Origin of the sequence: Desulfurobacterium indicum (assembly GCF_001968985.1) — a bacterium.
Classification (GTDB): domain Bacteria; phylum Aquificota; class Aquificia; order Desulfurobacteriales; family Desulfurobacteriaceae; genus Desulfurobacterium_A; species Desulfurobacterium_A indicum.
Genome location: NZ_MOEN01000001.1, coordinates 92596 through 117507, shown reverse-complemented (window position 1 = coordinate 117507; position 24912 = coordinate 92596). Strand labels below are relative to the sequence as shown.

Below are 24912 nucleotides of genomic sequence, written 5' to 3'. Positions count from 1 at the left end.
TTTTCTGGTAAACATCTTTGTATGGATACCAGTAACCCTTATAAAGAAGTTTAAAAGTGATAAAAGATGAAGGCACTTTTCGGAGGAAGTTTTAACCCAGTTCACATAGGACATCTCGTCATAGCGCGGGATGTCCTTGAATCTTTTAACTTTTCTGAAATCATTTTCGTTCCCGCAAAGATCCAGCCTTTAAAAGGAAAATTGCTGATTCCCCCGGAAGTCAGACACGAACTTTTAGAGTTAGCAATCAGGAAAACACCATACTTTAAGGTATGGGACTATGAAATAAAAAAAGAAGGTATCTCTTACACGGTTGACACTCTGAAAGCTTTTAAAGAAAGGGAAAGACAAACACCTGTATTCATAATGGGTGCCGACTCTTTCCTTACATTTCCGAAATGGAAAGAACCTGTAAAAATCCTTGAAACGGCCAAAATAATCGTGGTAAAAAGGCCCAGATACAATATAAAAGCAGAAGAGATTTTAAAACAACTAAATATAAGGAAAAAGATACAGAGAGGAACGTTAAGAGAACCTAACGACATCAGCTCGGCAGACATATTTATACTTGACGGAAGACTTATAGAAATAAGCTCCACGGAGATAAGAAAAAGGTTAAAAGAAGGGAAAGATATTCGCTTTCTCGTACCTGAGCTATGCGCCGAAAAACTGCAAGAAATAAGAAAAATCTCAGATCTTTTCTAAAGCCCTCATGTAGTTAGTATAGCTTAACTTTTTCCTTGAAACAACGTATAAAACGTAATTTTTCCTGCAAAAGGGGGGGTTGACACTCATCGTAAAATTGCAATATTTATATGAACAGATGAAATTGGAGGTAAGGCGATGAAAGCACCACTTAAGGCGATGCAATTTATAAAGAAAAACGTTCACTATCTTATAGTGGGGGCAATCGTTGCAGGTCTTCTAAACGTTTATCTTACAGGAGGCTGGAAAGTTCCGAAAACTGTAATTCTCTCGGTGATGATGTTCCTGGTAATCCTGCCTGTAATGATAAACCTGAAAATAGACGAAGTTTTCAAACACCTTAAAGAACCCAAGGTGCTGTTTCTAAGCCTTGTAGTAAACTTTACGGTGTCTCCACTTATAGCGTATGTTCTTGGAAAGATATTCTTTGCCAATCATCCGGAGCTATTTGTTGCTCTGACCATACTCTCTTTCATTCCGACAAGTGCAATGACAGCCGCATGGACAAGTCTCTCAGGTGGTAAAGTTGAAACGGCAATGTTTCTCATACCTGCAAACCTGCTATTTGCAGCATTTGTGGCCGTTCCTTTTATTCTTCCGAAAGTCATCGGAAGTCAGATGACTATAAGCTCTTTTACATTCATTAAAAGTATCCTCATAGTGTTCTTCATACCGCTCCTTGTCGGGCTCGTAATAAGAACACTGCTTATAAAGAAATTCGGAGTTGAAACATTCAACAGAGAGATTAAACCCGAATTATCCGGAATAAGCAGCATCGGTATCGTTATTCTCTCATTTTTAGTTCTTTCAATGAGCAGAACAAAGCTTCTATTTTCCCATCCGGACATTGTTCCGGTAATCGTTATTCCTCTAATCATCTACTACGTGTCAATGCTCATATTCAGCACACTCTACGCAAAGCTTTTAGTGGCGAAAAAGATATTAAAGTCTGAAGAAGCAATCGTTGTGGCTTTCGCATCAGCCGTAAGACATCTTAACATAACGCTTGCGATAATCCTCATAACATTCCCTGTGGAAAAAGCAGCGCTTATGGTTCTGTTCGTAGTTCTAGGGTTTATTATCCAGATCCCGCTTCTCGGGTTCTACGTCCAGCACTACGCCAAAGACTTCGTGGCTAACCATCAGAAAAGAGAATTACAAAAAGCAACAGCTTAAACCAGGCGGGGAAATCCCCCCGCCATTAACTACACAGGCTCAAGTTTTTTCTTTTTTAAAATCTTTTTAACCTCTTCTTCCAGAGCATCATACTCATTATCAACTTTACCGTCTAAAACTCTGTGCTTTAACTCTGTCAATATCTTTTTAAACAGAGGACCGGGCTTTAGACCCATCTCCTTTAGATCATTTCCCGTTATGACAAGTTTTAAATCTCTCCACTCTTTAAGGTATTCCAATAAACGATGCTTCAAATCCTCCTTTGTCGTCCGCGCAGCAACGTAAAGAACCATTTCTTCCTTTTCCCTTTTCAAAATTTCGTAAAGCTCACTGTTAGAAAAACTTTCTCTTTCAAGTTTTACAGCAAGCTGTCTTCCGCGATAGATGAGATTTTTTATAAGATTTGCCTCATCATCCGGAACCGAAAAATCCTTTAACAATCTATCCACTTCGTCTGCCGGAAGGCTTTCAAGAAAAGCAGCAAAGTAAAGAATGGAATAGTTAGCCTTATGTTTATTAAAAGTTAACTTATGCCAATTAACTATTTTTCTTATTCTCTCAAAAAAATCTCTCTTTTTTCTGTTCCATATAAATCTCGGGCTAAAAGCCTTAAGTATTCCGTACTCTTCCATGCGATTCACAATCCTTAAAGGGTTATCCTCTTCAAAAATATGTTTAAGCTCAAGATAAACCCTTTTCCCTTCAACCGTTCTAAAGAGGTTCTTTCGAACTGCAATCTTCAAAAGCTTTTCCGTATGCTTTCCTATGTTAAAGCGGTAGCGAACGGCAAACCTTAAGGCCCTTAAAATTCTTGTGGGATCCTCGACGAAACTTAAAGCATGAAGCACTCTTATCTTCTTTTCTTTTATATCTTTCAGGCCGTTAAAGAAATCTATAAGCTTTCCAAACTCCCTGCCGTTAAGTTTAACGGCAAGTGTGTTTATCGTAAAATCCCTGCGGAAAAGATCCTTCTTCAAAGGAGCAGTATCAACTTCGGGAAGAGCTCCGGGGGCACGGTAAATCTCTGTCCTTGCAGAAGCAAAATCTATCTTAAATCCGTCCGACAGAGTTACCGTAGCCGTTTTAAACTTGTCAAAAATGTGAACCTTACCCATAATTTTTTTAGCAAAAGCCCTTGCCAGCTCCGTTGCATCACCTTCAACAACTATATCAACATCAAGATTCTTTCTGCCTATAATCAAATCTCTTACAAAACCGCCTATTACGTAAGCGTTTATCCCCTTTTCCGTTGCAACTTCACCAACTTTCCTTAAAAGTTCGTAAACTTCAGATGGAAGTCTTTCTTTTAACATCTGCCTGATGTTCTTAAAGTGAGGAGAAGAAGAACGCCTCAAATAGAATTTTTCCGACTCGTCTATCTCATCACGATAAAGGTTAGTTAAAACATCCGTCCTTGTTATAACACCTACAACCTTTCCTCTGTCTATAACCGGCACAAGTGTCTGCTGATTTGAAACGATTATATCCTCAATCTCACTGACAGGCGTATCAGGAAAAACGCAGGAAAATTCCCTCTCCATCACGGTTGAAACAGGTTCATCGTCCATACCCATGTAATACGCTTTATCGATTAAGCTCCTGTTTATGATACCTACAAGCATCCCCCTATCATCAAGGACAGGTGCAGCGTTTATTCCCTGCTTCATAAGAAACGAAAGACACTCCTTCACCGTCATATCTTCTCTAACAGTCTGCGCCGGTGAAGACATAATGTCCCCTGCCACTTTTGCAGGATAAACTATCTCTTTAAGCACTTCTATTACTTTCTCTTTTACTTCGTAAACCGTCTTATCCCTGATTACGGCAGAAGCCGCTTCCGAATGCCCTCCACCGCCAAGTTTCTCTGCAAGCTTTGACACATCAATAAGAGGTGTTTTTGACCTGCCTATCACAAAAACCGTCCCTTCAACACCTGCCACGGCTATCAAGGCAGGATAGTTGTTGATGTCAAGCAGTTTACTGACAAGGTGAGCAATATCTCCCACATATTTATCAAACTGCACAGTGGTAAGAGCTATCCTGTTTCCATTAATCTCAAGAATTTCAACGCTATCCTTCAAAATCTTCAGTATATCAATCTCTTCAGGAGAAAATTCGCGGGGAAGATAGTGTTTTATTATTTCTGGATTTGCCCCTATGGAAAACAGATAACCTGCCGCTATGTGGTCGAGCGAAGATGTTCCCGGGAAGAGAAAACTTCCTGTATCGGAGTAAATTCCAAGAGCCATCACAGAAGCTTCAAGCGGCGAAGGAATTATTCCCTTTCCTTTCAAAATCATTGTTATGAGAGATGTTACAGCTCCAGTCTCTTTAAAGTAAAGTTTCACATTCTTAAAGCCGGAAGCTTCTTTTGTATGATGATCATAAACAATTACAGGAATATTCTTGCCTTCAATCCTTTTTTTCAAAATTTCAGGAATTCTTTCTATGTCCGACGTATCAACGACAATCAGCTTTTCTATTTCACCGTCAAAACCTGTTTCATCAACATAATCAAGCAGTTTCGGGTTTTCTTCAAGAACCTTAATAACATCCTTTCCCTTTGTTCCCGGAAGAACAACAACAGCTCCAGGATAAAGCTTTTTAACAGCAACAACAGCTCCGAGAGCATCAAGATCCATATTCTTATGAGCGGTTATAACAACAGCCATATCTCCCCTTTATTTAAACACAGTTTTAAAGGTATAATTTAGTTCATCATCTTCTATTTTAAACTACGGGGCAAGGTATGTTTGTAACAATAAGAAAATTTACAAAAAATGAACTTAAAAATTTCTTGCTCAACATCGGAAACACACATGAAGGTGCCGACATTCTTTCAAAAAAGGGTATCCTATATACATTTGTAATAGAAAACATAGACACAAGGGCAGCCAACATTCTAAAACAGGACGCAATAGCTTCAGGAGGCGACTGCGCTTTACCAAGAGAGGCTTCATCTTTTACATGTAAAACGTGCACTGCCGTCCTTATCGGTTCTCTCAGAACTATTGAAAAACTCCTTGAAAGAATGAAAAAGCAACCTTTCGGACTTAAAAAACTTGCTGACGAAATAAAAAGGTTAATAGAGGCCGATCTTAACACAAGGTTCGAGCTTAAAGCAAACGGGAAAACACTTTCTCTTGAAAGACCTGCAATAATGGGCATTTTAAACACCACTCCCGACTCCTTCTCCGACGGTGGGAAATGGACAACCGTCGATAGAGCCCTAAAGCACGCGGAGGAAATGGTAAATGACGGAGCAGCCATAATAGATGTTGGCGGCGAATCAACAAGGCCCGGAGCCAAGCCCGTTCCGCTTGAAGAAGAGATGAAAAGAGTTGTTCCAGTAATAGAAGCAATAAGGAAAAATTTTTCCAACGTGTTTATATCCGTTGACACTTACAAATCAAAAGTAGCAGAGGAAGCCTTAAATGCAGGTGCTGACATAGTAAATGACATAAGCGGTTTTCATTTTGACAGCAGAATGGCCAAACTTGTAGCTGAAAGAAACGTCCCCGCCGTTCTCATGCATATAAAAGGCACACCAAGAGATATGCAAAAAAATCCCTATTATGAAGACGTAATAAAAGAGTTGTGCCTTTACTTTGAAGAAACCATAAAAGAAGCAGAACAAAAAGGTGTGAAAAAAGAACAGATAATCATAGATCCCGGTATCGGATTTGGAAAACGACTTGAAGACAACCTTTCGATACTCAAAAGAATAAATGAGTTTAAAAGGTTCGGCGTTCCAATTCTTCTTGGCACGTCAAGGAAAAGCTTTATAAAAATGGTAACAGGAGAAGAAAACCCGGAAGAAAGAGTTGCAGGCTCTCTGGCATCAATAGTCAGGGGCATTTTAAACGGTGTAAAAATTGTTAGAGTTCACGACGTAAAGGAAACCAAACAGTTTCTGGACATACTACTTGCCATAGAGGAAGCTTAAATGCTAAACGTTTTACCACAGATAACAATAAGAGACCTTATAGACATAGGCATCGTCTCCTTCCTCATATATAGAGTTTTAATCTATCTATCCAAAACACGGGCAATACAGATTCTTTTCGGAATTATGACCATCGTCATGTTAAGCGTCCTGGCAAAGCTCCTTGATCTTTACACCCTTTCATTCCTTCTAAACAACGTCCTGACAATCGGAATTTTTGCCATCATCGTGATATTCCAGCCTGAGATAAGAAAACTGCTTGCAAGACTTGGTGAAGGACAGATGGGACTGTTTGCTCAGCGGTATGAAGCAGAAAAAGTCATCGATGAAATCGTCAGGGCTTCTGCCACTATGTCACAGGACAAAATAGGAGCACTAATAGTCATTGAAAGAGACGTAAAAACGGACAGCTACGCAGAAGCCGGAACAGAAATTGACGGTGAGGTATCAAAAGAACTGCTAATAACGATATTCTGGCCCGGGACTCCCCTTCATGACGGGGCAGTAATTGTAAGAGAAGACCGGATAAAAAAGGCAGGAGTTTTTCTACCGTTAACCCTAAATACCAAACTCCCACAGGTAGTAGGAACAAGGCACAGAGCAGCTATAGGAATAACGGAAGAAACCGATGCAATAGCTGTTATCGTTTCTGAAGAGACGGGAAACATATCAATAGCTTACCATGGCAAATTGATCAAAAACCTTGAACCCCAAAGGTTAAAGAGAATCTTAAAATCACTTCTTGTAAAAGAAATAGAGACGAAAAATGCGATTAAAGAACTAATCACTACCTTTCTGAAGGGCGAAAATGTTGAAAAAGATAGTCGATAAAATTTTCAAAAATTTCCATTATAAGCTATTTGCAGTAATATTTTCATTTCTGCTGTGGTTCTTGGCAGCAAAACAGGAATCCATTGTCTTAACAGTAAAGCTACCTTTAAAAATAGAAACACCACCTACCGTAAATGTGGCAGATTACACTCCTAAAAAAATAGCTGTTGAAGTAGAGGGAACTAAGAAATCCATAGAATTTATAAAAGAAGAAGGCAAAATTTACATAAAACTTCCACCCCGCCACATTAGAAGTAATGGAACTACTATCATATCCATTAATCCTTCCATAATAACTTTAAAACCTCAACTTCCTGATGTTTCTATAATAAATGTTAAAACAAAAAAACTCACCCTAAAACTTGAAAAAGTCATCAGAAAACTGGTACCTGTAAAAGTCGTTCTAATCGGAAAAAAAAGACGAAAATTCAAAGTGGAAAACACCACTCCTAACTACGTAACCATATATATACCCGAATCAAAAACATCCACAATAAACTCTGTTAAAACTGAACCCATAGATACAACTTATCTAAAATCAAACGGCACCATTTACGCTAAAATAGCATCACCTTACAGAACCTTCCCGGAAAGTGTAGAAGTGAAGTTAATCAGGAGGTAAAAAATGCCGAAGAAAAAACTTTTTGGAACTGATGGTATCCGCGGCGTGGCAAACGAATTTCCTTTAACCTGTGAAATGACGCAAAAAATCGGTGTAGCAACAGGATGCTACCTTAAAGCCAAGTATCCCGACAAAAAACATACAGTTGTAATTGGAAAAGACACACGCGCCTCTTCAGATATGATAATTTCGGCACTAATTTCCGGACTCACAGCAACAGGAATCGATGTTACATACCTCGGAACGACAACCACCCCTTCCATCTCCTATATGGTAAAAAACTTTTCTTTATCAATGGGAATTATGATATCAGCATCTCACAATCCCGCAGAATACAACGGCATAAAATTTTTTAACCGGAAAGGAAAAAAGTTTTCAGAGATGGAAGAAGCATCTCTGGAACTTGTAATATTTAACAAGTACGAACTCCCAAAAGCATCACCGCTTGAAATAGGCAGGATCTTTGACGGAAGAGGACTTTTAGAAAGCTACGCAAAGTTCCTTGAGGAAACTGGAACATACCTTGCTGGACTTAGAATAGCCCTTGACTGTGCAAATGGTGCAGCATACATGATAGCACCGGAAGTTTTTAAAGCCTTAGGTGCAAAAGTATTCACTTATAACGCAGAACCCGACGGCCTAAATATAAACAAAAACTGCGGTGCTACACATCCTGAATTTCTAGCAGAAAAGTTAAAAGAAATTAAAGCAGACGTCGGATTTGCATTTGACGGTGATGCCGACAGATGTGTTGCTGTTGATGAAAAAGGAAACATTATAGACGGAGACGAAATAATAGCCCTTTTGTCTGATTATTTTGGTGAATCCGAACCCGTTGTTGCAACCGTAATGAGCAATCTCGGACTTGAAAAATACATAAAATCAAAAGGTATAGAGTTCTACAGAACTCCTGTAGGCGACAGGTACGTATCAGAAAAGATGGAAAAAGTAGGTGCAATAATAGGCGGCGAACAATCCGGACACATAATAATAAAAAGATTCATGGAAACGGGAGACGGTATCTTAACCGCGATTCTTCTTGCTTCAATTCTTAAAAAAAGCGGCAAAACATTCAGCGAACTTACAAACGTTTTCCAGAAATATCCACAAAAACTTGTTAATCTCAGGGTAAAAGATAAAAAACCGATAGACAAACTGGAAGAAGTTAAAAAGGCAATAGCCGACGCCGAACTTACACTTGAAGACAAAGGAAGAGTGCTTGTCAGATATTCAGGAACAGAACCCTTGGTCAGAATAATGGTAGAAGCCGAAAGCGAAGACCTGATAAAAAAAACCATTTCAATAATTAAAAAAGCATTTAAAAAAGAGGGCATTGTTGAAGAATAGACTTCCAAGACTTAAAAAATCTCTTGGACAGCATTTTTTAAAGAATAAGAACATAATTAGAAAGATAGTTAACGCCGCCGGAATAGATTCATCCGACACAGTCGTTGAAATAGGACCCGGTGGCGGCGCTTTGACGGAAGAGATACTGAAAAGAAATCCGAAAATACTTGTATGTGTTGAAATAGACCCGGAAATGGTGGAATTCCTGAAGGAAAAATTCAAATCTCACGAAAATTTCAAAATACTCAACGAAGATGCCAAAAAGTTTGATTTTTCACAGGCAGGAAACAGTCTGAAGATTCTGGGAAATCTTCCTTATAACGTTTCTACTGTAATAATAAGAAACCTTCTAAATCACATTAATACAATCCACAGTGCAGTATTTATGACACAGAAAGAAGTCGCCAACAGACTTACCAGCACCTCCGGAAAGGATTACGGCTATCTGCCGGCACTGCTTCAAAACTTTTTCAAAATAGAGAAACTCTTTGATGTTCCTCCCAGTGCCTTTGTTCCACCGCCGAAAGTCTGGTCAACCGTCTTTAAAATGACTCCTCTAAACTTTCGAATGGAAGAGAAAGAACTCAAAGAGTTTGAGAATTTCCTGAAAAGAGCCTTCTCAAACAGGCGTAAAAAGCTAAAAAACAACGTAGGGAAACCACCTTCAACAGAATTAGAAGAGATATTTCAAAAGAGAGCCGAAGAAATACCGCCGACCGAGATGCTGTCCCTTTTCAGAAAAATCTGGCAAATGGCACCAAAATGAAATTTTTAGTAAAATCAAGTTATGGTTTCCAACGTTAAAAGCTACACATTGATAGGTGTTAATGCCGTTGAGGTTTTAGTTCAGGTTGATGCCAGCAGAGGCATGCCGGGTACCATAGTTGTTGGACTTCCGGATTCTGCCGTAAAAGAAAGTAGAGAAAGGGTAAAAGCAGCAATTGTAAATTCAGGTTATCCTTTTCCTGCAAAGAAAATTGTTATAAACCTTGCACCGGCAGATGTCAAAAAAGAAGGAACAATATACGACCTTCCCATATCAATCGGCATATTAGTGGCACAGAACATCGTATCAGGCAAAAGGCTAAACGAATATCTAATAGCCGGTGAACTTGGTCTCAAAGGCGAGATAAGAAAGGTCAAAGGCGCCCTTGCCGCAGCAATACTTGCAAAACAGAAAGATTACAGGGGAATAATTCTACCTGCAGAAAACGCAGAAGAAGCCTCACTCATAAGTGGTATTGAAATAATCCCGATTAAGCACCTCTCAGAGGCTGTTGCATTTTTAAACGGCGACATTCAGATAGAACCTATTACAAAAAACTTAATAGAAAATAACTTCAGCTTTACCATTGACATGTCAGACATTGCCGGCCAGTATCATGCCAAAAGAGCTGTTGAAATAGCGGCAGCCGGCGGACACAACATACTTTTTGTAGGACCACCAGGCTCAGGAAAAACAATGCTTTCAAGGAGAATCCCAACAATACTGCCGCCAATGACAGAAAAGGAAATCATAGAAACGACACAGATATACAGTGCCGCAGGAATGTTAAACGGCATAATAACAGAAAGACCCTACCGTGCACCGCACCATACTGTATCGGATGTAGCACTGATAGGCGGGGGAAGCAGTATCAAACCCGGCGAGGTGAGCCTTGCTCACAACGGTGTTCTCTTTCTCGATGAATTTCCAGAATTTAAGCGTTCTGCCCTTGAAGCCTTAAGACAACCGATAGAAGACGGAGAAGTTACAATCTCAAGGATTTCAGGAAGCGTAACCTTCCCGGCAAAATTCATGCTTGTAGCAGCCATGAACCCTTGTCCCTGCGGCTTTTATGGATTTGAAGATGGTGTTCATTATTGCACTTGTTCGCCTGCACAGGTAAAACGCTACCGTTCAAAAGTTTCAGGTCCAATACTTGACAGAATAGACATTCACGTATCCTTACCTGCTGTAAAGCCAGAAGAACTTGCAAAGATGGAAAAAGGCGAATCCTCTGAAAAAATCAGAAAAAGAGTCACAAAAGCCCACGAAAGGCAAAAAGAGAGATTCAAAAAACTGTCGTTTTCATTCAACGGAAAGATGGACTCAAAAGCCATAAAAAAATTCTGTAAACTTACAGAGCAAGCGGAAGAGATACTAAACCGCGCCGTTAAAACCTATGCACTATCTGCAAGAGCTTATAATAGAATCTTAAAACTCTCGTTAACAATAGCAGACCTTGATGGATCAGATGTAATCCAGCCAAAACACATAATTGAAACTCTGGGATTTAGAGAAAACATTTCGACAAACTAAAAATGATAGAGATAAAAAAGAGACCCAAAGATTTTATAGTCATTGAAGAAGCTTCTCTTGAAACGGATGAAAATGGAACACACTTTTTATACCTTTTAACGAAGAAAAACCTCACAACGAGAGAGCTTGCATCCTTCTTAGGCTTTTCCTATGCAGGACTTAAAGACAAAACAGCCATAACAGTTCAGCACGTTACATTCCCGGAATTTAAAGGCAACCATATAAGAGAAAACCTTAAAGACGGAACTTATTTTTTAAAATTTATCGGAAAAATAAAAAAGAAGATAAAAATCGGACACCTGAAGGGAAACCGATTTTACATAAAATTGCACGGGCAAAAGGTTAAACCTGCCGATTACTTCATAAACTTTTACGGAATCCAGAGATTGAAAGGAAACATTGACAAAGGAAAAAAACTTTTTAAAAAACTTATGGAAAAACCAAGGAAGCTAAAGTGGCGGGAAAACTTCCTCATAGATGCCTTCCTGTCATTCCTGTGGAACGAAACGCTGAACCTTTATCTATCTGAAACGGTAGAAGGAACATTTAAAACTCATGAAGATTTTCGCTTTTTTATTCCTTCAGAACCCTTTGAAAAAATCAGAGAAAAAGTGCCGAGATTCTGGACAATTGCAGGACATAAAAAGGATTACAGGGAAAGCTGGTCTTTTTACAAAAAGATATTACTAAAAGAAGGCATTTCAACAGATGATTTCATCAAAACCTTAAAGAATTTGAGAATAAAGGGAGATTTTAGAAAAACATACCTCCCGGTTGAAGCGAAAATTGAGAACGACTTTATCTCTTTCTCACTTCCAAAAGGCGCCTACGCAACAGTTTATCTAATTTTTTGTGGTTAAAAATAAGGGGAAACCTTCCCCTTTCTATCAACCTCAGCCAAACGGTGAACAGATATTGATGATGTTTATCACCTCAACATCATCCGAGCCGCATTCCGGACACTTAACATCAAGAACCTGAAGCGGTGCAAAGATTTCCACTTCAAACTCTTTTCCGCACTCGTTACACTTAAAAACGTAAATCTGCATTCTTCCTCCGAAAATTCAGACATCATATAATCATTACTTTAACTGTATTAGTAAATATATGACAAATACAATATTAGTGGAAGACTAAAAGAGTTAACTTCCAGATTTTACTTCTTTCATCGAAATCAAACTTCCGGCAGCTATAATTAAAAAAAGCTCCCAAAACCTGCCGAGCGGTAGGAACTTGAGAAAGAAAAAGATAGGCAAGAATAATTGCAAAAACTATATCAAAGTATTGCAATATAGAAGCAAACGAAACCTTAATATAATTAAGGGCATCATACCAGAGAAAAAGGGCAAGAGCTGTATGAATAATACCTGCAAAGAGAGTAACTAAAAAGCCGTTTACTGTGAAACACCAGTCAGTTAGGAATAGAAAAGGAACAGTAATAAAGATGGATATAAGTATCTGCCAGGCGGTAACTGTAACTGCTTTATGATGAATGGTGGAAACTTTTGAGAAAAATCCAAGAAACCCGTAGCAAGCAGGGCAATAACCGCACCTTTATCTATATTAAATCCGCCGCTGCTGACGACAACACCGGCAAAAGCTAAAAAAATAGAAACAACCGTAAAAAGATTCATCCTTTCTTTCAAAAAGAACGCTGCCAAAAGAATGGAAATCACAGGACCTGCATAATAGATAGTTACAACAGTTGCAATATCCGTAACTTTAACTGCCCAGAAAAAGAAAACCCAGTTAACTCCAAGCATGATACCGCTTAAAAGCAAAGGCCAATAAGGTTTTAAATTAAAAAATTCTTTTAAAGAACTTTTCCTGACGGCAAAGTAAAAAACAAAAGGAAACGCAAAGAGAACTCTAAAAAATACAAATACACCGCTCGGCAGCCCTGACCATATACCCATAAGAGGAACACTGCCCCATATGGAAGTAGCCCCTAACATCTCAAGAAAACCTTTAGATTTCATCAAATTCCCGAAATTAAAACTTAAAACAAAAATTATAAAACAACTTTCAGAAAAGCAATCACCACGCCAAACAGATAATCAGAAAAATATGACATTTTTAGTTCTTTGTTTTCTACTAAAGAAAGCAGCATTAGCAAGAACAATAATGGATAGAAAAATGGGAGGTAATTAAATCCGTTATAGCTACTTCCTGGATGTAAAAGTTTACTGAGAGTAGAAAAATCAACAGTCTCAACCAAGAATAAACTTAAAACTATCCAGTAAAAAAATAATATATCCCGCTAACCTTCCGGCGAAAAAATTTCAAGTTTTTTAAAATTATCTACCATCGTACATCAAATAACACTTGTAAAAATTTACAGAAATCCCTTTTCTTTATTTTTGCCTACCATTCACTTCACTCAGGATGACAAATAACCCTCTCACTTTTAAGGGCATTTCAACTGGAAGACCAATATTGGTCTTCAACATCCTATAGTGACCGGTCGCAATCCCTCTCACTTTTAAGGGCATTTCAACAATGAACAAGGATATATTCGTATTTATACCAGTAAGACTTAAAAGTCGCAATCCCTCTCACTTTTAAGGGCATTTCAACCAGCGAGGACGGCAGCATCATTTTAAGCGTAGTGAACCCCGCGGTCGCAATCCCTCTCACTTTTAAGGGCATTTCAACTTCTCCTCCCCCCAGAAGAGGAGGAGGAGGATTTGGAAGAGGTCGCAATCCCTCTCACTTTCAAGGGCATTTCAACGAGAAAAAAATGTCTCATACCGTAAAGGCAAAACTGTCGCAATCCCTCTCACTTTTAAGGGCATTTCAACAAAGGGATAACTGTATATAAAGAAGGTTATCCCTTGGTCGCAATCCCTCTCACTTTTAAGGGCATTTCAACGCTTGAAGGTTTTATAAAAAACTATTATCCGTCCTTAGTCGCAATCCCTCTCACTTTTAAGGGCATTTCAACAAGAATTCCTTCTTCTCTTCGTAGAGAAGGGGGAAATTAATCTCGTCGCAATCCCTCTCACTTTTAAGGGCATTTCAACTGCACCGAATTTTAGGCATGTACTTTCAAAGGTTTCGAAAGTTAAGTCTTTCATACTAATCTAAAACTCATTGAAAATCAGTATCTCTGAACATACAACTTTTAAAAAACCTTTTTGCATATTCAGATGTAAAAGATCACAGCTATTATACTATTTCAACTCCACAATCGTAATGCCGTCACCACCTTCTTCTATTTTTCCAGCACGAAATGATTTAACATAAGGAGAATCCTTCAGATATGTCCGAACAAGCCGTTTTAAAATGCCTGTTCCATGACCGTGAACGATTTTAACCCTGTGAAATCCTGCAATTCTTGCATCGTCAAGGAATTTTTCAACAGCATCAAGCGCTTCATCTCCTCTCATCCCGAGTAGTTTAATTTCAGGGAAAAAGTTTTGAGGCATTTTTGTGTCTATTCTTATTTTTCTTTCATCTATAACGGTTTCAATAACAGGCTCAAGCTGATTTAACTTCATGTCTATTTTCAAAGCACCTATCGCAACTTTTGCTGTACCTCTCTCTGTATCAACGGTTATAACTGTTCCTTTCCTTCCTGTCTTTTTTACCTTTACAATCATGCCGGGCTTTATTTCCGCAGCAGCTTTCTTTATCTCTTTCTCTTCAGCTGCTTCCACCTTCTTTTTAGCTTCCTGTATAAGCGCCCTTACCTTTTTTCTGAGTCTTTCGTCCTGAATTTCGGCAAGAAGCTTCTCGCTTTTTTCTCTAAACTCCCTTATGTAAGCCTGAAGGTTTTCAACACCTTTTTCTTTTAAAAGTTCTTTTTCCTTCTCAAGTTTTTCTCTTTCTCTCTCAAGTTCTTCCTTTAATTTTGCAACCTGCTCTCTCTCGCTCTGAAGGGCTCTATATTCAGATTCCAGCGCCGCAACAATTTCAGATGCAATTCTATCCTCCGAAGATAGAAGTTTCTGCGCCTTTTCTATAACAACATCAGGCATACCGTAGCGCTTGGCTATAACAAAAGCGTAACTTCTACCTATTACTCCGTAGGCAAGACGGTAAAGAGGCTTCAAACTCTTTTCGTCAAAGAGAACAGATGCAACCTCGTAATAGTCATCTTTATAAGCATAAAGTTTTATCGGCGTAAAGTGGGTTGTTATGATTAAAATGGCACCTTTTTCTTTTAAATATTCCAGTATCGCAACACCAAGGCTCGAACCTTCTATCGGATCTGTTCCGGCACCAAGCTCATCAAGAAGAACAAGGGTATCCTTATCAGCTTCGTTAAGAAGCTCAGAAATATTTTTAACATGAGCGCTGAAAGTGCTCAGACTCTGTTCAATGCTCTGCTCATCACCTATGTCTGCCCTTACTTTCTTGAAAATACGGATTTTACTGCCTTCCGCAGCAGGTATGAGAAATCCCGATTGAAACATCAAAGTGGAAAGTCCCAGAGTTTTAAGTATTACCGTCTTACCGCCGGTATTCGGACCAGTAATAACAAGGCCTTTTTCAACCTTTACATCAACAGGAATAACTTCTTTTTGTAAAAGGGCAAGAAGCGGATGTCTTGCATCTTTAAGTTCTATCCTGTCCGAAATCTCAGGAAGCGTGCCTTTCAACCTGCGGCTCATTTCAGCAACTGCGTATCGTCTATCAAGTTCAACAAGCGTTGAAAAGGCAGCAGAAATACGGAATCTGTTTTCCCTTATCTTTTTACTTATGTAGGTGAGAATCCTCTTTATCTCTTTCTCTTCTTCTGTCGCAAGTTCTCTTAACCTGTTGTTATCATCAACAACAAAGGCAGGTTCAACATAGACAGTATGTCCTGAAATAGACCGGTCGTGAACGATACCTGAAAACCGTTTTTTGTAGCTGTTTTTGGCAAGAACAACGTATCTGCCGTTTCGTATGGTTATAATTTGATCGGGACAGATATCTTCGTTCCTTCTGACAAGGGATTCAAGCCGTTTTTTTATACTGTCTGCAATCTGTCTCTTTTTCTCCCTTATCATTTTAAGGTTAGAAGACGCAGTATCAAGAATTTCACCGTTTTCATCAATGGAAGACTCAATAAGTTCCCTCAATTCAAGAAAACTTGAAAGAGAACTGGAGAAAGCCGAAAGCCTCGGGAATCTTTCCCTTATATTATTGAGGAACTTTTTAACAATTTTAGATTGAGAACAGACAGCATGAACGGAGAGAATTTCAGGAATTGAAAATATCACACCTTCAACTTTTGCCTTTTTTATAATTGATGAAATATCGGGGAAAGCTTCAAGGGGAAAAGATTTTTCTGTCAGAAGTCTTACAAATTCAAATGTAATAAGTGTCTCTTCTGTTATCTCCGAAACATCGGTAGAAGGTGTAATGGAGAGAACCGCCTTTCTACCAGATTCACTCCGGGCAAGGGAGGCAGTTTTCTCAAGGAGAGTATCAAAATCAAGGTGGCGCCACACTCCTTTGAACATTATGATGAATACCCCCTCCAATAGACCAAAGGAGTGCCAGCGCCACGATTATAAGCCATGGTAATTAACTTTCTCCTGAGAGAAGTTCTCTTGCAATCCTGTTAACAACAGAACCGTCAGCCTTTCCTTTAACTTTAGGAATTACAATTTTCATAATTTTACCTAAATCTTTCAGTGAAGAAGCTCCCGTTTCGGCTATAGCTTCTTCAACTACTTTACGAATCTCATCCTCTCCCATCTGTTCTGGAAGATAAGACTCAACAATTGCAAGCTCTGCCTTCTCCTTCTCTACAAGGTCCTGCCTGCCACCTTTTTCATAAAGTTCTATAGATTCACGCCTCTGCTTTGCATATTTCTGGAGAAGAGAAACAATCTCTTCGTCTGTAAGCTCACCACGCTTGTCTATTTCGGCATTCTTTATGAGAGAGTTTATCATCCTGATGGTGCTGAGTCTAACCTTATCTTTGGCCTTCATGGCCTCTTTCATGTCTTTAATAAGTTTCTCTTTTAATCCCATCAGTAACGCCTCTTAAATAATTACTTTTTCTTCTTCTTACCCCTCGGTGGAAGAAGACCGCGCTTCTTGAGAGCCTTGATAAGGCGCTTCCTTGCAGCCATTGCCTTTCTCTTTCTCTTTTCACTCGGCTTTTCGTAGTATTCTCTTCTCTTAATTTCGGTAAGGATACCTTCCTTTTCACACAGTTTTTTGAATCTCTTCAGCGCCTTCTCAAATGGCTCTCCGTCACGCACGTAAATTGTTGCCATTAAGCATCGCCTCCTTTGGTGGTAATTTTGCTAGTGCCATTATATTACCACGATTACCAATTTGCAACTGTTTTCAAGAGATTTAAACAGAGTTCAGGGGAACGACTATACGTTTAATTTTCGCTTTCCCGACGAATCTCTCACCGTCACACCCTCAGCATCAAGAAGTTCAAGATAAGGAATGGCGTGCTTCCTTGAAAGATTAAAAAGCTCCTTAAAATCACCGACTGTTATTTCGCCTTTTTGTTTTAAAAGGTCAACCGTTCTTCTTTCTATCTTCCGATAAACTTCAGGAGAAAGGAGAAATTCTCCTGCCGTTTTGTAACCTTCTTTTTTAAGAAAAGAGAGAAGGGTGTAAAAATCCTCTGAAGAAATATTGAGCTTTTCTCTTAAATTATCCAAACTCGGTGCGGAAAATCCACCCTTTCTAAGCTCTGAATCAAGCTTCTCTTTCAAATTTAAAAACTTTTCATCAAGATGAGGGACAAATCCTTTCTGCCTTATAACTTTTCTCTCTTCTTCAAGTCCTGAAGAAGAGAGAATCCTTAAGAAAAGTTCATCTCCGACATTTAAGAGACTTTTTAACGTTTCTCTATTTATACCTTTTGCCACAGGATATCTACTGTGATAATCTTCAACAATTTTCAGTGCTTTTTCAACCAGACCGCCGAAGGTTTCTGCGGTGTAAACAAGTCCATCTGAAACAACCACCTCTCCGGCCTTTTCAAACTTTTGAGCAAAATGCCTTGCATTATCTGGCGAAATGTTAAGAAGTTGCGGCAAAAGTTCAATTTTAAGAGGCTCCATCTCTTTTACAAACTCTAAAAAGGCATCTTCTCTGCCCCCGGAAAGGGCTTTCAATTTTTTCATAAAAACACCGGCAAACTTTTTCCGGTAACGCTTCTTTTCAAGAGGATGAAGAATTGTGCCGCCTCCTATAACTCTACCGGGGGAAATCGTTCTTACAACAAAGTTATCCCCGTAAACCGGATAAATTTCCCTGTCAAAAATAATCTGAGCAAAACATCTCTCACCGGGATTTAAAACATCTCTATCTATAAGGACTATCTCCGCCTCGGCCATGAGCGTAAGATAGTGAAAGTGCACCTTTATCCTTTTCTCAATAGTAGTTGCCGTTTTTGAAAGTGCAAATGTTACATCAACAATTCTTGAAGAATTCAAAATTCCGGGAAGAGTCAGGATGTTCCCTCTATGGACCTTCTCTTTCGGCACTGTAAGATTCGCAGCCGTCCGCTGACCGGGAAACGCAACATCCACATCAGCACCTGCCGTCTGCAAATTTTTAATCTTTGATTCAACTTTAGAAGGCAAAATCTCAACAACCTCCCCTTTCGAAAGTCTACCACCGGAAAGAGTACCCGTAACGACAGTGCCAAAACCTTTCACCGTAAATACTCTATCTACAGGCAGACGGGGAAAACTCTCTTCCTTTTGTTTCCTGATGGATTCTGCCAGTCTTTTCAACTCTTCTTTTAAAATGTCAAATCCTTCTCCTGTTTTGGAAGAAACTTTAACAAACGGAGCATCTTCAAGAAAAGTTCCTTTTAAAAAATCCTTTACATCTTCTTCAACAAGCTCAAGCCACTCTTCATCAACAGTATCAATTTTCGTAAGAACAACAATGCCTCTCTCTATCCCGAGCATCTCACAAACGGCAAGGTGTTCTTCCGTCTGAGGCATAACACCTTCATCCGCCGCGATAACAAAAAGAACACCATCTATTCCGTGAGCACCGGCTACCATATTTTTGATAAACTTCTCATGTCCAGGAACATCAACGATGCTTATCAGGTAGTCATCAAGGAAGAAATGGGCAAAGCCAGGTTCTATGGTCATGCCTCTCTCTTTTTCTTCTTTTAACCGGTCCGTATCAATGCCTGTCAATTTTCTTACAAGGGATGTCTTTCCGTGATCTATGTGCCCGGCAGTTCCTATCGTTACTACTTTCTTCATTCTTCCTTCACCGGTCTTGATAATAAATCAAGCATTATCTCTGAAGGTTTTTTCCCTTCATACAAGACAGCGTAAACAGCTCTGGTTATAGGCATTTCGACATTCAACCTCTTCGAAAGCTCCACGGCTGCCTTTACTGTGTGAACACCTTCAACAACATATTTTTTATCAACTTCTCCTTCGCCTCTTCCAATAGTAAGGCCGAACTGTCTGTTCCTTGAAAGATTACCGGTGCATGTAAGAATTAAATCTCCCATTCCTGAAAGACCATAAAAAGTCTTCTCTTTACCTCCAAGCCTGACTCCCAGATTTTTTATCTCATGAAGTCCTCTTGTTATCAATGCCGCTCTTGCGTTGTTTCCAAGCTCCATACCGTCAGATATACCGGCTGCAATAGCTATAACATTTTTCATTGCTCCACCTGTTTCAACGCCGATAAGATCATCGGAAGCGTAAAGGCGAAAAAGTTTTGTATTTAAAAGATTAACCACTTCAAAAGTCTTATCTATATTTTTTCCAGCGAGAACTGCTGCGGTGGGCTTTCCAAAAGCAACCTCCCTTGCAAACGTAGGACCAGAAAGGACAAAATAATCGCCCCCAACAACTTCTGCGTAAACCTGCGATAAAAGTTTTAAAGACGAAATCTCTATTCCTTTACTTGCACATATAACTTTTCTCTTTACAAGATACTCTCTATTAGCTTTCCAGAAATCCCCAGTAAACTGGGCAGGAATAACAGAGAAAACGATATCCTTCACTTTTGCAAAAAATTCTTCTATATCTGATACGGCTCTAACAGATTCAGGATAAGGAACACCACTAAGATACTTTCTGTTCTCTCTCTCTCTGTTTATAGAATCGGCAACTTCCTTTTCTCGACACCACTGAATCACATTAAAACCATTATTGCCAAAATGAATTGAAAGAGCAGACCCCCAGCTTCCAGAACCGAGAATACCTATAACCATAATTACACTCCAGCTAAAACACCAAAATTGAGATCTTTCATTTTAATTTTAAGCATACCAATGTCTATGTCAGGTTTATTATACCCGTGATAATCGCTACCGCCCGTGGTATAAAGTCCAAGGTCTTTTGCTATTTCCTTAAAATTTACAATCATTGAAGGAGTATGGTCAGAGTGAATAACTTCAATACCTTCCAGCCCTTCCTTTTTCAAACCGACAACAAAATCGTAAAGCTTCGAACATTTTAGTTTTAAAGTGCAAGGATGCGCCAGCACAGGAATTCCACCTGCTTCTTTAATCAATTTGAAAATCTCTCTATGGTCAAGCTTCCTTCTTTTGACTTTGAACCTTTTTAAAAGAGCAAAGGCACTTTCGCGAGAAGAGACTATATGCTTTTTAACAAGAACTGTAACGATATTTGGTTTTCCAAAATTCTTACCAAAAAGTTTTTCAAGCTCATCGTAATTTATATCAAAACCTTCCTCTTCCAAACGTTCAATAAGGATTCTGTTTCTTTCTTCCCGCGATTTTGAGAAAAAATCCACAAGTTCAAGCATTGATGGAGCAGAAGGATTAACAAAATATCCCAAAATATGAAACTCCGCTGACTCCGGAAGAGTGGAAGTATCCGCTGTTACTTCAATTCCCGGAATAACATCAACACCGTATAATTTCCCGGCACTCATAGCTCTATTTAGCCCTGCAACCGTATCATGATCAGTGATACTTATCAAGGAAAGTCCTTTCAAATAAGCAAGCCTAACGACATCTTCAGGTTTATCTGTCCCATCGGAACAGGTGGTATGGACATGAAGGTCAACCATTATTTCATTGCCGCTATAGCTATCCATTCATCTTCCCTTCTAATCTCATTAATAACAAGGCCTTCATTTTTAAGCTTCTTCACCATATCCTCTTCTTGATGCTTCAAAATGCCTGAAACAAGTAAATATCTTCCCGTCCTTTTGACAAGATCAGGTATTAACGGCTCTAAGAGGTGTTTCTCTATGTTCGCAGCAACCATATCAAAAGTCCCTTCAACAGCATCAACACTTCCGGGAATAAACTCTATACCAGAAACATTATTTATAGTCATGTTAAGTTCAAGCTCATCCTCAACCTCTTTCTGAATATCGCAAGCCACAACTTTTTTAGCACCCAGTTTTCTGGCAAGAATAGAGAGAATGCCGGTTCCGCAACCAACATCAAGAAACGAAAATCCGGGAAGCATAAACTCTTCTATAAGTTCCATCATCAACTTTGTAGTTTCATGAGTACCTGTGCCGAAAGTCTGCCCCGGATAGATGTATATAGGGATCCTGTCACCGGGATCAAAATCATCCTTCATCCATGAAGGAACAACAACAATTTTTTTTCCAATAGGCGTCGGTTTAAAATGCTTTTTCCAGTTTTCATTCCAGTTCTGCTCTTCTATTCTGAAAGATCCAAGCAGATAATCCTTAAGAGGTGAAACCTGAGGATTAAAATCGGTTTCACTGTCAAAATAGACACGAATATACGATATTCCATTCTCCTCTTTTAAATCCTCTATCCCTTTGCAACCAGCCTCAAAAAGTATGCAATCCGCTTTATCTCTCTCTTCGTTCGGAATGGCAAAGTCAAAAGCCATGTAATACCTTTCCATTTCCTCCCTCTCAAACTTTACTCTATAAATATTCTCTTAACCCTTGGACTGACATCACACATAATCTCGTATGAAATCGTGCCTGCTTTCTCTGCCATTTTATCAAAGGTTAGCTCTCTATCGGTAATGATAACTTCATCACCTGGAGAAGCCTTAACCCCTTCAAGTGAAACAATCGTCATATCCATACAGATTCTTCCTCTAACAGAACACTTCCGGCCGTTAATTTTCACAGACCAATTACCAGAAAGACTTCTCATCAAACCATCAGCATACCCAAAAGCAACAACTCCCACCTTCTCTCGTGAAGAGGTAACATAAGTCCTGCCGTAAGAAATTCCCCATCCTTCCGGCAGAGTTTTTACCTGTATCAATCTTGACTTAATCTCCATGACCTGCTCAAGTTTTACAGGAAAATTGGAACTCGGCTTACTTCCGTAAAGAGCAAGACCAATTCTTGAATGTGTCAGTAACGAATCAAAATGGTAAGGAACAGCCGCACTATTATCTATATGAACTGCAACATTTCTATTAACTTTTAGAACTTCCTTAATAAACCTTAAAAAAAACGAAAACTGCTCTTTAGTAAAACACTTATCCTCATCAGAAACAGGAAAATGACTCATAATACCTTTAAAAAGAGGAGACTTAAAAATTTCTGTTAACCTCTGAAAATCTCCGGGCAAAAAACCCAATCTGCCCATACCTGTATCTAACTTTATATGAAATGGAATTCCCGTTTCAAGAGCAATACCTAAACTCTCAAAATCAAAAATTACAGGTGTTAATCTATATTCCAGAAAGTTACGGGCATTTTCAAAAAGAGGATTACTCATCACAATAATAGGTTTTTCCACCCCTCCTTCTCTGAGCTCTATACCCTCGAAAACTGTAGCAACAGCAAAGGCATCTACATCAGTTTTCCTTTCAAGGAAAGAAGCAACTTTTACACTTCCGTGCCCGTAAGCGTTTGCTTTAACAACTGCAATTATTCTTTTATGCCCGGTAAACCTCTTCAGATTCTCGTAATTTCTCTTTAATCTATCAAGATAAACTTCCGCCCATCTCAGCATCTATCTTCTCTCTCAATTTTCTGGCATTCAGGAAAGGGTCTCCGTCAAAAACCGCTCTGACAACTGCGACACCTGCAGGTTTACACATAAGAATACTGCCAATATTATCCGAATTAATCCCTCCAATTGCAATAACCGGATGAACGGATTTTTTCACAGCTTCACATAAACTGTCCACTCCAACTACCGGATCAGGATTCTTCTTCGTATTTGTCGGAAAAACAGGACCAAAACCTATGTAATTAACTTCTTCTTTATTGGCATTTTCAACCTGAAACAAATTGTGAGTTGAAAGCCCCACTATAAAATCTCTTCCTACAATTCTCCTTATAACAGAAACCGGCAGATCGGTCTGTCCGACATGAACACCATCGGCAGACACAGCAAGGGCAATATCCAGTCTGTCATTAACGATAAACGGAATCCTATATTTTTTGGTAACATCCCTAACAATCAAAGCTTCACGATACATAACAACAGAATCTTTACTTTTGGCTCTATACTGAATAACAGAAACACCACCCTCTATTGCCGCTGCCACTTTATCGGCTATATTGGTTTCATCCATAAAACGTTCATCAGTAATTGCATAAAGCCTTAAATCCATTAGAACACCTTTCATAAACGAAAATGTGGAAAAATCAAATCAAAGTAATAGTATAATTTAGTATTACCAGACGTTCAATAGCTAAAGGAGTAAACTATGCTCGGTTTTTTTAAAAGAAAAGGCTTAAGAGAAGAACTGAAAGAAAATCCAAACCAGCCGGAAAAGTGGTTAAAACTGGCCGAGAAAGAAAACGACGGAGAGGCACTTTCAAACGCAATTATTTACAGCAACGGAAACCTTGTTACCGAAGCGGTTAAAATTGCAAAAGAGAAAAAATTAATAGAAGAAACACTAAAACATATTCCCGATTCCGAAAAGGAGATAAAAGCTCTGTTTGCCGGACTTAAAGAGAAAGAAAACAACAAACTCTCAAGGGCTCGTAACTTTTTTGAAACCGCATTTCAATCTGGAAACAAAAAGGTAAAATTTTTTGCCGGATATAATATCGCAGAAATACTAAAAGAAGAGGGGTTAAACGAAGAAGCTCTTAAAATAGTCAAACAGATAGAGGCTATAACTCCCGACAGCGAAAAGAAAACTCTACAAAAGCTAAAAAAAGAGCTGGAAGAAAAGACAGGCAAAAGAAAAGCAGGATTTTTTAAAACCTTTAAAGAAGGCTTAAAGAAAACACGAGAAGCCCTGAATTTCTCCGTTTTTAAAGGAAGAGAAATAGATGAAGAACTGTTTGAGGAATTGGAAGAGAGATTAATTCTTGCAGATATAGGAGTAAAAACAAGCCTTCAGCTTATAGATGAACTTCGGAAAGAGACTAAAAAGAGAAAACTAAAAACCTCAGATGAACTTCTTGAAGTCCTCAAAGAAAAGCTGAAAAATCTGCTGTCAAACTATGCCGGAGAATTGAGAACAGAAAACAGTCCGTCTGTCATTCTGGTTCTTGGCGTTAACGGGGTCGGAAAAACAACAACAATAGGAAAACTGGCAAAGCAGCTTAAAGACAAAGGCAAAAGCGTTCTCCTTGCAGCAGCCGACACATTCAGAGCAGCTGCAATAGAACAACTTGAGGTGTGGGCTGAAAGGGCAGACGTAAGAATAGTAAAAGGAAGCGAAGGGGCAGATCCTGCTTCCGTAGTGTTTGACGCTGTCCAAAGCTTAAAAGCCAGAGGAGAAGATATCCTGATAGTTGATACGGCTGGCAGACTTCACAACAAAGATAGGTTAATGAAAGAAATCAAAAAGATAAAGAAGGTTATAAGCAGAGAGATACCCGGTGAACCTTCCGAAATTCTCCTTGTTCTTGATGCAAACACGGGACAGAACGCAATATCTCAGGCAAAAGCTTTCAAAGAGATAACAGACGTAACAGGTATCGTGCTTACAAAACTTGACGGTACAGCAAAAGGCGGAATAGTAGTCGCGATAGCAAGCGAACTAAAAATACCGATAAAGTATATCGGCATAGGTGAAAAGATAGAAGATTTAAGACCTTTCAACCCTGAAGAATTCGTAGAAGAACTTTTCAGCTAAAGCCTCTAAAAGG

The 24912-nt window shown here is 39.0% G+C and carries 23 protein-coding genes and 1 CRISPR repeat array; of the genes, 10 read left to right on the top strand and 13 right to left on the bottom strand.

Going from position 1 to position 24912, the window contains the following annotated elements; all coding sequences use genetic code 11:
• Positions 1 to 66: 66 nt before the first annotated feature.
• Positions 67 to 705: a nicotinate-nucleotide adenylyltransferase gene (gene nadD / locus BLW93_RS00565; RefSeq protein WP_076712159.1), complete on the top strand. Its 639-nt coding sequence runs from the start codon at positions 67 to 69 to the stop codon at positions 703 to 705.
• Positions 706 to 843: 138 nt separating this feature from the next.
• Positions 844 to 1881, top strand: coding sequence for an arsenic resistance protein (locus BLW93_RS00560; RefSeq protein WP_076712158.1), 1038 nt, complete (start codon positions 844 to 846; stop codon positions 1879 to 1881).
• A gap of 29 nt (positions 1882 to 1910) precedes the next feature.
• On the opposite strand, the gene BLW93_RS00555 is transcribed toward BLW93_RS00560, so the two are convergent.
• Entirely contained in the window at positions 1911 to 4553 is a 2643-nt protein-coding gene (locus BLW93_RS00555) for a CBS domain-containing protein (protein ID WP_076712157.1), read from the bottom strand.
• A 77-nt stretch (positions 4554 to 4630) separates the two neighbouring features.
• Here BLW93_RS00555 and folP point away from each other — a divergent pair, with 77 nt between their 5' ends.
• From folP to truD, 7 genes are read left to right on the top strand one after another with little or no spacing between them, the layout of a single operon-like run.
• Positions 4631 to 5827 carry a dihydropteroate synthase gene (folP, locus tag BLW93_RS00550; RefSeq protein WP_076712156.1) on the top strand — a complete coding sequence of 399 codons (1197 nt, stop codon included), beginning with the start codon at positions 4631 to 4633 and terminating at the stop codon, positions 5825 to 5827.
• Positions 5828 to 6658 (top strand): diadenylate cyclase CdaA, encoded by an 831-nt coding sequence (cdaA, locus tag BLW93_RS00545; RefSeq protein ID WP_076712155.1) that lies wholly within the window; start codon positions 5828 to 5830, stop codon positions 6656 to 6658.
• Positions 6636 to 7280, top strand: a complete 645-nt coding sequence (locus BLW93_RS00540; protein WP_076712154.1) for a YbbR-like domain-containing protein — start codon at positions 6636 to 6638, stop codon at positions 7278 to 7280. The genes cdaA and BLW93_RS00540 overlap by 23 nt, the downstream gene beginning before the upstream one ends.
• Before the next feature lie 3 nt (positions 7281 to 7283).
• Positions 7284 to 8627, top strand: coding sequence for a phosphoglucosamine mutase (gene glmM, locus BLW93_RS00535; RefSeq protein ID WP_076712153.1), 1344 nt, complete (start codon positions 7284 to 7286; stop codon positions 8625 to 8627).
• Positions 8617 to 9393, top strand: coding sequence for a 16S rRNA (adenine(1518)-N(6)/adenine(1519)-N(6))-dimethyltransferase RsmA (gene rsmA / locus BLW93_RS00530; protein WP_078058039.1), 777 nt, complete (start codon positions 8617 to 8619; stop codon positions 9391 to 9393). The genes glmM and rsmA overlap by 11 nt, the downstream gene beginning before the upstream one ends.
• A gap of 21 nt (positions 9394 to 9414) precedes the next feature.
• A complete protein-coding gene (locus BLW93_RS00525; protein WP_076712151.1) occupies positions 9415 to 10929 on the top strand; it encodes a YifB family Mg chelatase-like AAA ATPase in 1515 nt (504 codons plus the stop codon).
• Positions 10930 to 10931: 2 nt separating this feature from the next.
• Entirely contained in the window at positions 10932 to 11789 is an 858-nt protein-coding gene (truD, locus tag BLW93_RS00520) for a tRNA pseudouridine(13) synthase TruD (RefSeq protein WP_076712150.1), read from the top strand.
• Positions 11790 to 11822: 33 nt separating this feature from the next.
• Here truD and BLW93_RS00515 read toward each other — a convergent pair whose 3' ends face one another.
• The 12 genes from BLW93_RS00515 to thiE all read right to left on the bottom strand — a co-directional run bounded on the left by BLW93_RS00515 (position 11823) and on the right by thiE (position 23414).
• Positions 11823 to 11978 carry an FmdB family zinc ribbon protein gene (locus tag BLW93_RS00515; protein ID WP_022846941.1) on the bottom strand — a complete coding sequence of 52 codons (156 nt, stop codon included), beginning with the start codon at positions 11976 to 11978 and terminating at the stop codon, positions 11823 to 11825.
• A gap of 73 nt (positions 11979 to 12051) precedes the next feature.
• Positions 12052 to 12423, bottom strand: a complete 372-nt coding sequence (locus BLW93_RS09010) for an EamA family transporter (protein ID WP_216818644.1) — start codon at positions 12421 to 12423, stop codon at positions 12052 to 12054.
• The gene (locus BLW93_RS00510) at positions 12345 to 12908 is read right to left on the bottom strand and encodes a DMT family transporter (protein WP_216818642.1); all 564 of its coding nucleotides are present in this window, start codon (positions 12906 to 12908) and stop codon (positions 12345 to 12347) included. The genes BLW93_RS09010 and BLW93_RS00510 overlap by 79 nt, the downstream gene beginning before the upstream one ends.
• Before the next feature lie 409 nt (positions 12909 to 13317).
• Positions 13318 to 13952: direct repeats of the CRISPR family, unit length 35 nt; unit sequence GTCGCAATCCCTCTCACTTTTAAGGGCATTTCAAC.
• Positions 13953 to 14102: 150 nt separating this feature from the next.
• The gene (locus BLW93_RS00500; protein WP_076712148.1) at positions 14103 to 16382 is read right to left on the bottom strand and encodes an endonuclease MutS2; all 2280 of its coding nucleotides are present in this window, start codon (positions 16380 to 16382) and stop codon (positions 14103 to 14105) included.
• A gap of 64 nt (positions 16383 to 16446) precedes the next feature.
• Complete coding sequence (locus tag BLW93_RS00495) at positions 16447 to 16899, bottom strand: GatB/YqeY domain-containing protein (protein ID WP_076712147.1); 453 nt, start codon at positions 16897 to 16899, stop codon at positions 16447 to 16449.
• 20 nt (positions 16900 to 16919) lie between these two features.
• Positions 16920 to 17147, bottom strand: coding sequence for a 30S ribosomal protein S21 (rpsU, locus tag BLW93_RS00490; protein WP_022846945.1), 228 nt, complete (start codon positions 17145 to 17147; stop codon positions 16920 to 16922).
• A gap of 105 nt (positions 17148 to 17252) precedes the next feature.
• The gene (gene selB, locus BLW93_RS00485) at positions 17253 to 19121 is read right to left on the bottom strand and encodes a selenocysteine-specific translation elongation factor (protein ID WP_076712146.1); all 1869 of its coding nucleotides are present in this window, start codon (positions 19119 to 19121) and stop codon (positions 17253 to 17255) included.
• Positions 19118 to 20089, bottom strand: coding sequence for an NAD(P)H-dependent glycerol-3-phosphate dehydrogenase (locus tag BLW93_RS00480; protein ID WP_076712145.1), 972 nt, complete (start codon positions 20087 to 20089; stop codon positions 19118 to 19120). Before BLW93_RS00480 ends, selB begins: the two co-directional genes overlap by 4 nt.
• Before the next feature lie 2 nt (positions 20090 to 20091).
• The gene (locus BLW93_RS00475; RefSeq protein ID WP_245791967.1) at positions 20092 to 20940 is read right to left on the bottom strand and encodes a PHP domain-containing protein; all 849 of its coding nucleotides are present in this window, start codon (positions 20938 to 20940) and stop codon (positions 20092 to 20094) included.
• Positions 20913 to 21734, bottom strand: coding sequence for a 50S ribosomal protein L11 methyltransferase (locus BLW93_RS00470; RefSeq protein WP_076712144.1), 822 nt, complete (start codon positions 21732 to 21734; stop codon positions 20913 to 20915). The genes BLW93_RS00475 and BLW93_RS00470 overlap by 28 nt, the downstream gene beginning before the upstream one ends.
• 17 nt (positions 21735 to 21751) lie before the next feature.
• Positions 21752 to 22807 carry an alanine racemase gene (alr, locus tag BLW93_RS00465; protein WP_076712143.1) on the bottom strand — a complete coding sequence of 352 codons (1056 nt, stop codon included), beginning with the start codon at positions 22805 to 22807 and terminating at the stop codon, positions 21752 to 21754.
• The gene (gene thiE / locus BLW93_RS00460) at positions 22779 to 23414 is read right to left on the bottom strand and encodes a thiamine phosphate synthase (protein WP_076712142.1); all 636 of its coding nucleotides are present in this window, start codon (positions 23412 to 23414) and stop codon (positions 22779 to 22781) included. The genes alr and thiE overlap by 29 nt, the downstream gene beginning before the upstream one ends.
• A gap of 96 nt (positions 23415 to 23510) precedes the next feature.
• On the opposite strand from thiE, the gene ftsY reads away from it, so the two are divergent.
• The gene (ftsY, locus tag BLW93_RS00455; RefSeq protein WP_076712141.1) at positions 23511 to 24899 is read left to right on the top strand and encodes a signal recognition particle-docking protein FtsY; all 1389 of its coding nucleotides are present in this window, start codon (positions 23511 to 23513) and stop codon (positions 24897 to 24899) included.
• The last annotated feature ends 13 nt before the right edge of the window (positions 24900 to 24912 follow it).

What these genes read in the sequence shown, in the direction of transcription:
- BLW93_RS00525 (WP_076712151.1), top strand. Translation starts at nt 9,415, where the DNA reads ATGGTTTCCAACGTTAAAAGCTACACATTGATAGGTGTTAATGCCGTT.
- BLW93_RS00515 (WP_022846941.1), bottom strand. Translation starts at nt 11,978, where the DNA reads ATGCAGATTTACGTTTTTAAGTGTAACGAGTGCGGAAAAGAGTTTGAA.
- ftsY (WP_076712141.1), top strand. Translation starts at nt 23,511, where the DNA reads ATGCTCGGTTTTTTTAAAAGAAAAGGCTTAAGAGAAGAACTGAAAGAA.
- BLW93_RS00480 (WP_076712145.1), bottom strand. Translation starts at nt 20,089, where the DNA reads ATGGTTATAGGTATTCTCGGTTCTGGAAGCTGGGGGTCTGCTCTTTCA.
- BLW93_RS00510 (WP_216818642.1), bottom strand. Translation starts at nt 12,908, where the DNA reads ATGAAATCTAAAGGTTTTCTTGAGATGTTAGGGGCTACTTCCATATGG.
- nadD (WP_076712159.1), top strand. Translation starts at nt 67, where the DNA reads ATGAAGGCACTTTTCGGAGGAAGTTTTAACCCAGTTCACATAGGACAT.
- folP (WP_076712156.1), top strand. Translation starts at nt 4,631, where the DNA reads ATGTTTGTAACAATAAGAAAATTTACAAAAAATGAACTTAAAAATTTC.
- BLW93_RS00470 (WP_076712144.1), bottom strand. Translation starts at nt 21,734, where the DNA reads ATGGAAAGGTATTACATGGCTTTTGACTTTGCCATTCCGAACGAAGAG.
- truD (WP_076712150.1), top strand. Translation starts at nt 10,932, where the DNA reads ATGATAGAGATAAAAAAGAGACCCAAAGATTTTATAGTCATTGAAGAA.
- selB (WP_076712146.1), bottom strand. Translation starts at nt 19,121, where the DNA reads ATGAAGAAAGTAGTAACGATAGGAACTGCCGGGCACATAGATCACGGA.
- BLW93_RS00555 (WP_076712157.1), bottom strand. Translation starts at nt 4,553, where the DNA reads ATGGCTGTTGTTATAACCGCTCATAAGAATATGGATCTTGATGCTCTC.
- BLW93_RS00500 (WP_076712148.1), bottom strand. Translation starts at nt 16,382, where the DNA reads ATGTTCAAAGGAGTGTGGCGCCACCTTGATTTTGATACTCTCCTTGAG.
- BLW93_RS00560 (WP_076712158.1), top strand. Translation starts at nt 844, where the DNA reads ATGAAAGCACCACTTAAGGCGATGCAATTTATAAAGAAAAACGTTCAC.
- alr (WP_076712143.1), bottom strand. Translation starts at nt 22,807, where the DNA reads ATGCTGAGATGGGCGGAAGTTTATCTTGATAGATTAAAGAGAAATTAC.
- glmM (WP_076712153.1), top strand. Translation starts at nt 7,284, where the DNA reads ATGCCGAAGAAAAAACTTTTTGGAACTGATGGTATCCGCGGCGTGGCA.
- BLW93_RS00495 (WP_076712147.1), bottom strand. Translation starts at nt 16,899, where the DNA reads ATGGGATTAAAAGAGAAACTTATTAAAGACATGAAAGAGGCCATGAAG.
- rpsU (WP_022846945.1), bottom strand. Translation starts at nt 17,147, where the DNA reads ATGGCAACAATTTACGTGCGTGACGGAGAGCCATTTGAGAAGGCGCTG.
- BLW93_RS00475 (WP_245791967.1), bottom strand. Translation starts at nt 20,940, where the DNA reads ATGGATAGCTATAGCGGCAATGAAATAATGGTTGACCTTCATGTCCAT.
- BLW93_RS00540 (WP_076712154.1), top strand. Translation starts at nt 6,636, where the DNA reads ATGTTGAAAAAGATAGTCGATAAAATTTTCAAAAATTTCCATTATAAG.
- cdaA (WP_076712155.1), top strand. Translation starts at nt 5,828, where the DNA reads ATGCTAAACGTTTTACCACAGATAACAATAAGAGACCTTATAGACATA.
- thiE (WP_076712142.1), bottom strand. Translation starts at nt 23,414, where the DNA reads ATGGATTTAAGGCTTTATGCAATTACTGATGAACGTTTTATGGATGAA.